The following is an 11,941-nucleotide window of genomic DNA, read 5'->3' as shown; positions in this document are numbered from 1 at the left end:
GTTGGAGCGGCCTTGCGTCGCGAAAGGGGCGCGAAGCGGCCCCAGGTTTTGTGTGGTGACATAAATCGCCGGGGCCGCTTCGCTGCCCTTTCGCGACGCAAGGCCGCTCCTACACAAAGCAGTTGCAGGCCAGGTTTCAAAGCACGTACACAAAGATGAACAGCCCGACCCACACCACATCGACGAAGTGCCAGTACCAGCTGGCCGCTTCGAAGCCGAAGTGCTTGTCGGCATTGAAATGCCCGCGCAGGATGCGCACGAACATGACGATCAGAATGATCGTGCCCAAGGTCACGTGGGCACCATGGAAGCCGGTGAGCATGAAGAAGGTCGCGCCGTAGATCCCCGACCCCAGCGTCAGCCCCAGCTCGGTATAGGCCTCGTGGTACTCGAAGGCCTGCAGTGCGATGAAGCTCAGGCCCAGCACGATGGTCAGCGCCATCCACAGCTTCAGCGGCCCACGGTGGTCACGCCGCAGGGCGTGGTGGGCAATCGTGATGGTCACGCTCGAACTGACCAGCAAAATGGTGTTGATCAGCGGCAGGTGCCAAGGGTCGATGACTTCCTTGGGCGGCGGGAACAGTTTCGGGTCCGGGGTATGCAACAGCGGCCAGGTGAATTCGAACGTCGGCCACAGCATGTGCGCGACGCCCTTGGCACCTTCGCCACCGAGCCAAGGCCCGGCCAGCACCCGCACGTAGAACAGCGCACCGAAGAAGGCCAGGAAGAACATCACTTCCGAGAAGATGAACCAGCTCATGCCCCAGCGGAACGAGCGGTCCAGCTGCGCGCTGTACAGCCCGGCGCGGCTCTCTTTCACCACCGCGCCAAACCAGCCGAACAGCATGTAGGCCAGGAACAACGCACCGACGAAGAAGATCAGCGGCCCATGCGAGTCGGGGTGCCCGGCCTTCATGTCGTTGAACCAGGTACCCAGGCCGAACACCGTGATGAACATGCCGATGGTGGCGATGATCGGCCACTTGCTCTGCGCCGGAACGTAATAGTGCTCATGACTTGCCATTGCTGTTCTCCTTCCCTTAACGGGCGCCCTGGACGTCCTGGGCCGCAACATGCGCGACCGGCGGGTGGCGAGCGGTGATGTCGAACAAGGTGTAGGCCAGTGTCAGGTGCTTCACGTTGGCCGGCAGGTCGCGGTCAACGATGAAGCGCACCGGCATCTCGATACGTTCGCCGGGCTGCAGCACCTGCTGGGTAAAGCAGAAGCACTCGGTCTTGTGGAAATACGCCGCGGCCTCGGCCGGGGTGATGCTGGGTATCGCCTGGGCGCTCATGGGCCGGTCGGTCGGGTTGCGCGCCACGAAGATCATCTGGTTGACCGCACCGGGGTTCACGTCGATCTGGTCGGCCGTGGAGTAGAAGTCCCAGACCATGTCACTGGCGTTGGTCGACATGAACTGCACCCGCACCGAGCGCGAGGGGTCGCTGACCTGGCTGCCCTCGTACTGGCCGCCGGTCTTGCCATTGATGCCGAAGGCCTTGCACATCACGTCATAGATCGGCACCAGGGCGAAACCGAAGGCGAACATCACCACCGTCAGCATCAGCAGGCGCAAGACCAGGCGTTTGAGCGACAGGCCGTTCATGGGCGCTCCTCTACTTCACGTCCGGTGGGGTCTGGAAGGTGTGGTAAGGCGCAGGCGAGGGGACCGACCACTCCAGGCCTTCGGCGCCATCCCAGGGTTTTGCCGGCGCTGGAGCACCGCCACGGATGCACTTGATGACGATGAACAGGAAGAAGATCTGCGTGGCGCCGAACATGAAGGCGCCGATCGAGGAGACCATGTTGAAATCGGCGAACTGCAGGTTGTAGTCCGGAATGCGCCGCGGCATGCCCGCCAGGCCGACGAAGTGCATGGGGAAGAAGGCCATGTTCATGCCGATGAACGACAGCCAGAAGTGCAGCTTGCCGAGGGTTTCGTCATACATGTGCCCGGTCCATTTCGGCAGCCAGTAGTAGGCCGAGGCGAAGATGCCGAAGATCGCCCCGGGCACCAGCACGTAGTGGAAGTGCGCGACCACGAAGTAAGTGTCGTGGTACTGGAAGTCCGCGGGCGCGATGGCCAGCATCAACCCCGAGAAACCGCCGATGGTGAACAGGATGACGAAGGCGATGGCGAACAGCATCGGCGTTTCGAAGGTCAGCGACCCTTCCCACATGGTGCTGACCCAGTTGAACACCTTCACCCCGGTGGGCACGGCGATGAGCATGGTGGCATACATGAAGAACAGCTCGCCCACCACCGGGATACCGACCACGAACATGTGGTGCGCCCAGACGATGAACGACAGGAAGGCGATCGCCCCGGTGGCATACACCATCGAGGTGTAGCCAAACAGCGGCTTGCGCGAGAACGCCGGGATGATCGAGCTGACCGCGCCGAACGCCGGCAGGATCATGATGTACACCTCGGGGTGGCCGAAGAACCAGAACACATGCTGGAACAGCACCGGGTCGCCACCGCCGGCGGCGCTGAAGAAGCTGGTGCCGAAGTGGATGTCCATCAGCATCATGGTCACCACGCCGGCCAGTACCGGCATCACCGCAATCAGCAGGAACGCGGTGATCAGCCAGGTCCAGACGAACAGCGGCATTTTCATCAAGGTCATGCCCGGCGCACGCAGGTTGAGGATGGTGGCGATCACGTTGATCGCGCCCATGATCGAACTGATGCCCATCAGGTGGATGGCAAAGATGAAGAAGGTCACGCTGGCCGGGGCATAGGTGGTCGACAGCGGGGCGTAGAACGTCCAGCCGAAGTTGGGCCCGCCGCCGGGGCTGAACAGGGTCGAGACCAGCAGCAGGAAGGCCGCCGGCAGCAACCAGAAGCTGAAGTTGTTCATCCGTGGCAGGGCCATGTCTGGCGCGCCGATCATCAGCGGGATCATCCAGTTGGCCAGGCCGACGAACGCCGGCATCACGGCGCCGAACACCATGATCAGCCCATGCATGGTGGTCATCTGGTTGAAGAACGCAGGCTCGACGATCTGCAGCCCGGGCTGGAACAGCTCGGCGCGGATCACCATGGCGAACGAGCCACCGAGCAGGAACATGATGAAGGCGAACCACAGGTACATCGTGCCGATGTCCTTGTGGTTGGTGGTCAGCACCCAGCGCATCAGGCCCTTGGCCGGGCCGTGGGCGTGCTCATGGCCGTGGCCGTGGTCGTCGATCACTGCACTCATGTCCTGTCTCCTGCAATCCATTGATTGCCGCGAGTAACCCGGTTCATTGCGCTTCTGCCTGCTTGAGCGCCAGCACATCCTTCGGCGTGACCATGTCGCCCTTGTTATTGCCCCAGGCGTTGCGCTCGTAGGTGACCACGGCGGCGATATCCACTTCCGAGAGCTGCTTGCCGAACGCGGCCATGGCCGTGCCGGGCTTGCCGTGGAAGACGATGCCGAGGTGGTCTTCCTTCGGCCCGGTAGCGATTTTCGAGCCCTTGAGTGCAGGGAACATCGGCGGCAGGCCCTGGCCTTCGGCCTGGTGACAGGCCACGCAGGTGGTGTGGTAGACCTTGTCGCCACGCTCGACCAGCTCTTCGAGGGTCCACTCCTTGCTGGTCAGCTCCTTGAGCTTGGCGGCCTCGGCCTGGCGCTCGCCGAGCCAGGTGTCGTAGTCGGCCTTGGACTTGACCTCGACCACCACCGGCATGAAGCCGTGGTCCTTGCCACACAGCTCGGTGCACTGGCCGCGGTAGATGCCGGGTTTCTCGATACGCGTCCAGGCCTCGTTGACGAAGCCGGGGATGGCATCACGCTTGACCGCGAAGGCCGGCACCCACCAGGAATGGATCACGTCGGCGGCGGTCACCAGAAAGCGCACTTTCGCACCCACCGGCAGCACCAGCGGCTGGTCGACTTCGAGCAGGTAGTGCTCGTCCTTGGGGGCCTTGTTATGGATCTGGTCGGCGGGGGTGGCCAGGTTGCTGAAAAACTCCACGTCCTGGCCCAGGTATTTGTAGTGCCACTTCCACTGGTAGCCGGTGACCTGTATGTCGATGTCCGATTCACTGGCGTCGTAGATGTCGATCAGGGTCTTGGTGGCGGGGATGGCCATGGCCACCAGAATCAGGAACGGCACCACGGTCCACATGATTTCGACCCAGGTGTGCTCGTGAAAATGCGCAGCTTGCTGGCCGGTCGAACGGCGGTGCACGACCATGGACCAGAACATCGCGCCAAACACCACGATGCCGATGATCACGCAGATCCAGAAAATGGTCATGTGCAGGTCGAAGACGGCGTTGGAGACTTCCGTCGCCCCTGGCGCCATGTTCACGGTCCAGGCGGCGTTGGCCTGACCGAAAACTGTCCACAACAGGAGGCCCATCCAGACAGGTGGATGTCGCATCATTGCGGGTTCCCCTTCTAATTCTTGTTGTCCCGGAGGCGTGGCCTGCGGCAAGAGGGAACGGCGGTCAAGACTGCCTGGCTTCGACGACCGAGCCCCTGCAAAAGCAGTCGGGCCTCATCAACGAATCACGTTCAACGGGAGTATAGACAGCGACCAATGGCACGCAATGACACCAGTGAAATGAACTTCATGAATTTGCCGAATGCCTTGAAAGCCGCGTGCTTGATAGGATGTGGCCCAATAATGGCATTCCGATATGCCACAGCGTGCACACGTTTGCGCGGGTTATAACAAATGCGTCTTAGGTATTCTGTATACCGAGCTAATTTAGTGTCTTCCGTTTGAAACGTAATGTCCCTGGAGTTGTCATGAACATCGCTGCTGTACGCGAGCAGATTAGCCAAGCCCATCAACACGAGCGCCAGACCAACCAACTGAAAGCGCGCCTCGAGCAACAACTGCCGCATTTGCACCCTTCGATCCACCTGCCTGAGCAGGACGCCCAGGGTACTTTGGCGCGTTTCGTCAGCGCCTACATCGACCAGGTTCCAGAGCTGCTGGAGGCTGCCCACGAGGTGGCCCGCGAAGCAGGCATCGAATCGCAGATCAAGCCGGTGCTGAAAATTGCCGAAGCTTATTTCATGCAGCCGCCCAGCGTGATGCAAGGGCACGTGGGCCTGGACTGCCTGCTGGATGAAGCGTACCTGGCGCATCGCCTGGTGGAAGAGGTCAACGACCTGTATATCCAGCACTTCAAGCAGCCGCTGATTCCGTTCGATACCACCATGGCCAACCTGATTGCCCATCAGCTGATCGGCGAGACGTTCGCCAACCAGCTCGATGAAGTGGTGCACCATTCGGTTGACGAAATGCTCAATGAAGCGAGCTTTGCCAAGGAATCGGTAGAGGCCTATCGCGATACCTTGTGCAGCGCCGAGACGGGCGCTGCCTGGAAACGTTGGCCATGCCTGTCGCGCCAGCTGGGTGTGGAGCTGGGCCAGCCGGCCTGAATCCAGCATTGATGCAGTCTGATCTGGCCTCTTCGCGGGGCAAGCCCGCTCCCACAAGGTGGATTGCTACCCACTGTGGGAGCGGGCTTGCCCCGCGAAGAGGCCCGCTCAGGCAAAACAACAGCTGAATACTAAGCGCCCACCCCCGCCGTCGTCCGCAAGCGCCCCTCGATGCGCCGCTTCAACCGCCGCTGCTCGATCAGCAACCGCGAGCCATTGGCTGCATTGCTGCGGCTCCAGTCCTCAAGCAGTTCCAGGCACGAGTGGTCGATGTAGCTGAGGTTGCCCAACGGCACATGCAAGGTGGTCCCCGCCGGCACCGTATCCAGCACCTGGGTCAATGCCGGCACCTTGAGGAAGGTTGCTGCGCCACTCAGGCGCAATTCCATGTGCCCAGGCTTGGCCAGGCTCACCAGGTTGATCTTCAGCCGCGCCGCCTTGAACGCCAGCTTCAGCAGGGTCAAGGCAAAGCCCAGCAGCACGCCGGTCAGCAGGTCGGTAAAAATGATCGCCAAGGCGGTCGCTGCATAGGTGAACATCGGCATCCGGCCGTACCTGCCCAACCCACGAAACGCCTTGAAGTCCACCAGCTTGACGCCGGTAAATACCAACACGCCCGCCAGGCTGGCCACCGGGATCTGCTGCAGCACGCTGCTCAACACCACGACGAACGCCAACAGCCACAGGCCGTGGAAGATCGCCGAGGCACGGGTTTGTGCGCCGGCCTGGACATTCGCCGAACTGCGCACGATCACCCCGGTCATCGGCAAGGCGCCCAGCACACCGCAGAGCATGTTGCCGATGCCCTGGGCCGACAGCTCACGGTCGAAGTCCGAGCGCTGGCCGCTGTGCATGCGGTCAACCGCGGCAGCCGACAGCAAGGTCTCGGCACTGGCGATGAAGGCCAGGGCGAATGCAGCTACCAGCAGGGTAGGGTCGGCCAGTTTCATCAGGTCATCCAGGCGGATCCAGTCGATGGCCTCGGAAAGGTCTGCCGGTACCTGCACCCGATTCACCGGCAGGGCCAGCCACATGCTGATGGCCGTCATTGCCGCCACGCCCAGCAAGGCACCGGGGATAAAGCGCAGCTTCTGTGGCCGCAAGCGCTCCCAGCCCCACATCACCGCAATGGTGCCCAGGCCAAGCGCACCGGCTTGCCAGCCCGCGCCTGCGCTTTCCATCGGCAGGGCAGCCGCCAGCGTCGAAGGAAACGCCAATAGGTTCTGCAGGCCCGAAGGCTGCGGCGATGTGTCGAACATCACATGCACCTGTGACAACACGATCAGCACGCCGATACCCGCCAGCATGCCGTACACCACTGCCGGTGCAGTGACGCGGAACCAGCAGCCCAGGCGAAAGCGCCCGGCCAACAACTGCAGCAGCCCGGCCAGCAGCAGGATCGGCCCGAGCATGGCCACGCCGTGCTGGCGCACCAGCTCGAACACCAGCACCGCCAGGCCCGCGGCCGGGCCACTGACCTGCAGCGGCGAACCCGCCAGAAAGCCCACCACCAGCCCGCCGATGATGCCGGTGATCAGGCCTTTGGCGGGCGGCATGCCCGATGCGATGGCGATGCCCATGCACAAGGGCAGGGCAACCAGAAATACCACCACCGACGCTAACAACTCTCGCGGCAAGGCCGCTTTCAACTGTGTAATGTTCACCCTGTTTCTCCATTTTCTGTTGCACGGCCATTCCTCTGGCCGTGGGCACGTTGGCCCCTGAAAGGCGCGCAGGCGCGGGCCGCCAGCGAGCATGCCGGCAGGGCAGTCAGGGATTTCAAGGCAGCCGAAGGCCGCGCCACACCCCAGAGGGTGCAGCCGGCTATCAAGGTTTTGACGGTGTCAGGGTCGCTTAGTAGCGGCCTCTCGGAGTAGCGCAGGGCACCGGCTCGCCTGCCGCCAGGGGCAGGAAGCTGTCGCTGGCAGCATCATAGGCTTCGATCTTGCTGGTCTCGATGTCGTAGACCCAACCGTGGATGTACAGCTCACCGGCCGCCAGGCGCGAGGCAACCGATGGATGCGTGCGCAGGTGATGCAGCTGGGCGATGACGTTTTCCTTGGTCAGCACCTGCATGGTCTCGTGCTCGCTGCCGCAAGAGCAGTTGTTCTCGACCACGGTGCGTGCCACTTCAGCGTGGCGCAGCCAGGCGGAAACGGTCGGCATCTTGGTCAGCGATTGCGGGTTGAGTACCGCACGCATCGCGCCGCAGTCGGAGTGGCCGCAGACAATGATGTGGTGCACGCCCAAAGCCAGTACGGCGTATTCGATGGCGCTGGAAACGCCGCCGTTCATCTGGCCATACGGGGGCACTACGTTACCGACGTTACGGGTCACGAACAGGTCGCCGGGCGAGCTTTGGGTAATCAGCTCGGGGACGATACGCGAGTCGGCGCAGGTGATGAACATCGCGCGTGGCGTTTGCGCGGTGGCGAGCTTCTTGAACAGCTCTTGCTGCTCGGGGAAGACGTCATGATGAAAGCGCAGGAAGCCGTCGACGATGTGCTTCAGAGCGGCATCGGCGCCCTCGGCGGGTACATCCGGAGCGACCTTGGATGGGTCCTTGACGGGCATGATTCATCCTCTTGGCGGTGTGTAGGTAAGTCCATTTTACCGGTGAAAGATTCTGGCTATGCAGGGATTTAGATGACACGCACAGGCCACAAATCACAGTCTTCGTTGACTGATTGCCTACGCTAACGGGGAAAACTTAACTGAAACTTAATTCGGAGGCTCTAGAACAGGCGTTCCAGATAGATAAGGCGGGGTCTGAATAATAGCAAAAAAACATCAGTTGCCTAGTACTATTACTGTGATTATTCACTTGGATTAGTGGTACTAGGGTTAGCTGAAGGGGCCGCGCGGCAGCCCCACTCATCACCACAATTACAAAGGCGTTTTCCGCCACACCAGCCAAGGCTCGACCACCTCACCCAATTGCGCTTGCGGCACTGCCCCGAAATAGCGGCCATCGAACGACAGGCGGCTGTAATCGGAGAGCATCAGCACCTCTGCGCTGCCCAGCCGGAACGGTGCCGACTGCGGATGCGGCATGCTTCGGCCACGGGGGTCCTGCTGCAACGGCTGGCTGCGCACCTGCAATTGCCCATTGACCCTGACACCTTCAGCACTGATCTGCACCTCGTCACCCGGCACTGCAGCCAACCGCTTGAGCAAGTGCATGTATCCCCCAGGGCAAGTTCCCCCGGGGAGGTAGCCGCGCTCGTGCGCCAGCTGGAACACTGCCTGCTGCGGCGGGCAGAACAGCACCAGGTCACCTTTTGCCGGGGCCTTGTCGACCACCCAGTAGATGCCCGGTGGGAAACTGCTGGTGACGTTCAGCCGGGCGCCGGCATACAACATCAATGAAACTGCGCAAAACGCCAGAATGGCCACGACAGCGGCCACGCTCAACGGCCGTTTCATGCCGGCAACTCGATGGTGCGATCACTCTCACGCGGTGCCGGCACCTTGGCGCGGGCCAGGAATACCGGGTCCTGGAAGTACAGCGGTTGCTTGCCATAGAACGCCGGGTAGCCCGCGCAATACACCACCATGTCGCCGGCTTCCTGGATATTGCCCTGGCCGTCCTTGCGTGGGCCGGGCATGCGCAGGGCCTCATCGGTGGTCAGCAATGGCCGCTGCACTTCCTGGATGGTGCGCGACACCTGGCCCAGCAACGCGCTGGAGCGTCGCCCGCTGGTAGTGACCTGCTCCTTGACGATGGTGGTCTGCCCGGTGAGCTTGGACAGGTGTTCCGCCGTCTCCACCCGGTTTGGCGGGTAGGCGTTCTGGATATGGCAGTTGGAAGTGATGCTCTCGTTCTGCCCGTAGAATTCCTGCAACTGCGACAAATCCTGGATGATCAGGTAGCACTTGATGCCGTAACCGGCCACGAAGGCCAGCGACTCCTGCATGATGTCCAGCTTGCCCAGGCTCGGGAACTCGTCGAGCATCATCAGCAGCCGGTGCTTGTAGTGCGCTTTGGGCCGGCCGTCCTCGAAGTCCATCTTGTCGGCCAGCAGGCGCACGATCATGTTCACCAGAATACGCACCAAGGGGCGCAAGCGCGCCTTGTCGTTAGGCTGGGTGATGATGAACAGGCTGACGGGGTCGTCGTGGTTCATCAGGTCACGGATCTTGAACTCCGAGCGGCTAACGTTGCGCGCCACGATCGGGTCGCGGAACAGCGACAGGTACGATTTGGCGGTCGATAGCACCGAGCCGGCCTCTTCGGCCGGCCGGTCAAGCATGTCTCGCGCAGCAGACCCCACCAGCGGGTGGTTCTCGCCATCGAGGTGGCCGTAGTGGGTCATTTCCTGCCACAGCTCGCTGATGGGGCGCGACGGGTCGGCGAGCATGGCGTCCAGTGCCGGCAGGCTGGCGACACCGCCCTCATCCTGCGAGCGGTAGCACAGGTGCAGGATGCAGCCCACCAGCATGGCCTGGGAGGTCTTCTGCCAGTGATCGTTAAGGCCCTTGCCGTCGGGGTCAACGATCAACGTGGCCAGGTTCTGTACATCACCTACCTCGAACTCGGTGCCCAGGCGGATTTCTTCCAGCGGGTTCCAGCCCACGCAGCCGTTGGCAGTGGCCGGCTCGAAACGCAGCACCCGATTGCCCGCGTGCTGCTGTCGCCAGCCAGCGGTGAGCGCCCAAAGTTCACCCTTGAGGTCGGTAATCACCGCGCTGTGCTTCCACGACAGCAAAGTCGGGATCACCAGCCCGACGCCCTTGCCGCTGCGCGTCGGGGCGAAGGTGAGAATGTGCTCCGGGCCGTTATGGCGCAGGTAATGCAGCTTGTTGCGCTTGTCCAGCCAGGCGCCCACGTACACGCCATCGTCGGCCAGCAGGCCGGCGCTCTCGATGTCCTTGCGCTCGCCCCAACGCGCAGAGCCGTGGAGGAACTGGTTGGCCTTGGCGCTGTTGTTGCTGATAAGACGGATGATCACCAGCGCCATCATGCCTGCGCCACTGACCATGACGCCCACGGAGCCGGCGCGCATCAGGCTGTCCTGATACTGATCCGACCAGTTGGCGGCCCAGACCAGGATCATCCACGGGGCGTATACGCCATTCAGGTTGGCACCCAACGCCGCATGGTTATTGAACAGATAGGCGAAGTACTGGGTGGCCGTCGCCAGGCCAGCAAGCAAGAAGAAAATGGCCAGAATGGCCTGCCCTGTGCCGCCGCCACTGCGCTGGCCGCCGCGGATCTGCGGGCCGACAGCGTTGTTATGCTTCATGGGTTCGCTCCGTGAACGAAAGGATGGAATAGGGAAGATGCTGGGTCATGGCGAGGACGTGCGCGAACGCCCGGTCTCCTGGCCCTGGGTACGCCGTTGCGACTCGGTGAGCGTTCGCTCGGCCTGACGCTGCAGGCTCCACTGTTCGGCCAGCTCTGGCTGCTCGGCGCGCAGTTGGCGTACCGCCAACTCCTCGATGCGTGGGGTATACAGGCCCATGCCGTGGTGCAGTTCCTGCACCCGCTCCAGGCGACCTTGCAGTTGCTGCAGCCGTGCCTGGCAACGCTGGTTACCCTGCTCCCAGGCGGCGCGGGTGGAAGGCAGGGCCAGCCAGCCCGGGCGCGAGGCCTGATTCTGCTGCAATTGCGCCTGCTGGCGTTCCAGCATGGCCTCCAGCCGTTGCTCCAAGGCCTCGGCCTGCTCGGCCTTCTGTTCGACGTACTCGCCAAGGGCCTGGTTGTAGCGCGCTTGCACTGGGCTGGCGTCAAGCAGCGCGGTCTGCTCGGCAGCCAGCGCCTGAGCCTGCGCCTCCAATGCCTGCCCGGCATCGTCCAGCGGCGGCTTTGCCTGTTTGCTGTCGTTCATGGGCGTGTGCTTCATATCAGGAAGAGGTATCCGGCCTTGGCCATCGGGATGCGGATCAGCCACAGCGCCCCCAGGTGCAGCGGATAATAGGCATAGAACAGCCAGCGCCAACGCGGCAGGTCAGGCCTGACCCAGCGGGCAGCCAGCAGCACCGGCAACGCGGCGAGCGCCCAGGCACTGCCGTTGATCGGCGTTAACGCCGCAAGTGCCAGCCCCCCCCCCAAAGCAGCCAGAACGTTCGGGCGCCGCGCGTACCAACCCACGCATAGCCCAAGCAGCACAGCCGGCCACCAGAACTCGACCCAGGCACCCCCAACGACCACCACCAGCAACGCGACACCCCAGCACAGCGGCTGCCCGCGCGTCGCACGCTCGCAGGCCTCGGTCGCCCAGGTGATCACCAGCAGGGTGAAGAGAATGTTCAACGGGTACCAGCCGTACAGCAGCCCCCCTAGGGCAATGAACGGCGGCGTCGCCAAAACTCCGAACAGAAACAGGCGCAGCGCAGTGCGCCTGTAAGCACCCTTCTCCAATGTTCCCGGCCGCGCCAGGTTATACGCCAGCACGACCACGAACAGCGGCATCGCCAAACGCCCCGCCTCGAACAGGTAAGGCAAGGTCTCATTGAACAGGTACTTGTTCACGTGGTCGCCGGTCATCAGCAACAGCGCCAGCCACTTCAGCGCTTCCACCGTACCGTCGGCAAGTTGCAGGCGCGGCAT

11 protein-coding genes are annotated in these 11,941 nt (G+C 62.6%); 1 reads left to right on the top strand and 10 read right to left on the bottom strand.

Translation table 11 applies throughout. From position 1 onward, the window contains the following. Positions 1-136 precede the first annotated feature (136 nt). Genes PC358_RS21825 through coxB form a run of 4 tightly spaced genes read right to left on the bottom strand, consistent with a single transcriptional unit; the run spans position 137 to position 4,378 of the window. On the bottom strand, positions 137-1,024 hold the full coding sequence (locus tag PC358_RS21825; protein WP_033702512.1) for a cytochrome c oxidase subunit 3: 888 nt from the start codon (positions 1,022-1,024) through the stop codon (positions 137-139). Positions 1,025-1,040: 16 nt separating this feature from the next. Then, positions 1,041-1,607, bottom strand: a complete 567-nt coding sequence (locus PC358_RS21820; RefSeq protein WP_033702511.1) for a cytochrome c oxidase assembly protein — start codon at positions 1,605-1,607, stop codon at positions 1,041-1,043. A gap of 10 nt (positions 1,608-1,617) precedes the next feature. Then, positions 1,618-3,207, bottom strand: a complete 1,590-nt coding sequence (gene ctaD / locus PC358_RS21815; protein WP_033702510.1) for a cytochrome c oxidase subunit I — start codon at positions 3,205-3,207, stop codon at positions 1,618-1,620. A 43-nt stretch (positions 3,208-3,250) separates the two neighbouring features. Next, positions 3,251-4,378 carry a cytochrome c oxidase subunit II gene (gene coxB, locus PC358_RS21810; protein ID WP_033702509.1) on the bottom strand — a complete coding sequence of 376 codons (1,128 nt, stop codon included), beginning with the start codon at positions 4,376-4,378 and terminating at the stop codon, positions 3,251-3,253. 368 nt (positions 4,379-4,746) lie between these two features. On the opposite strand from coxB, the gene PC358_RS21805 reads away from it, so the two are divergent. Next, positions 4,747-5,388 carry a hypothetical protein gene (locus PC358_RS21805; RefSeq protein ID WP_033702508.1) on the top strand — a complete coding sequence of 214 codons (642 nt, stop codon included), beginning with the start codon at positions 4,747-4,749 and terminating at the stop codon, positions 5,386-5,388. Positions 5,389-5,519: 131 nt separating this feature from the next. Here the strand turns inward: PC358_RS21805 and PC358_RS21800 are convergent, their stop codons facing one another. From PC358_RS21800 to PC358_RS21775, 6 genes are all read right to left on the bottom strand, one after another. Further along, positions 5,520-7,052, bottom strand: coding sequence for a SulP family inorganic anion transporter (locus PC358_RS21800; RefSeq protein WP_033702507.1), 1,533 nt, complete (start codon positions 7,050-7,052; stop codon positions 5,520-5,522). 190 nt (positions 7,053-7,242) lie between these two features. Beyond that, a complete protein-coding gene (locus PC358_RS21795; RefSeq protein WP_033702506.1) occupies positions 7,243-7,962 on the bottom strand; it encodes a carbonic anhydrase in 720 nt (239 codons plus the stop codon). Positions 7,963-8,274: 312 nt separating this feature from the next. Continuing rightward, complete coding sequence (gene traF, locus PC358_RS21790) at positions 8,275-8,814, bottom strand: conjugative transfer signal peptidase TraF (protein WP_033702505.1); 540 nt, start codon at positions 8,812-8,814, stop codon at positions 8,275-8,277. Next, entirely contained in the window at positions 8,811-10,634 is a 1,824-nt protein-coding gene (locus PC358_RS21785) for a type IV secretory system conjugative DNA transfer family protein (RefSeq protein WP_033702504.1), read from the bottom strand. The genes traF and PC358_RS21785 overlap by 4 nt, the downstream gene beginning before the upstream one ends. Positions 10,635-10,679: 45 nt before the next feature. Then, on the bottom strand, positions 10,680-11,219 hold the full coding sequence (locus PC358_RS21780; protein WP_050506152.1) for an IncP plasmid survival protein KfrC family protein: 540 nt from the start codon (positions 11,217-11,219) through the stop codon (positions 10,680-10,682). A gap of 11 nt (positions 11,220-11,230) precedes the next feature. Further along, positions 11,231-11,941, bottom strand: coding sequence for a TraX family protein (locus PC358_RS21775; RefSeq protein ID WP_033702606.1), 711 nt, complete (start codon positions 11,939-11,941; stop codon positions 11,231-11,233).

The organism is Pseudomonas capeferrum (assembly GCF_000731675.1).
In the GTDB taxonomy this organism is placed as follows: domain Bacteria; phylum Pseudomonadota; class Gammaproteobacteria; order Pseudomonadales; family Pseudomonadaceae; genus Aquipseudomonas; species Aquipseudomonas capeferrum.
The sequence above is the reverse complement of the archived record's forward strand: the minus strand, read 5'-3'. Positions and strand labels throughout refer to the sequence as shown.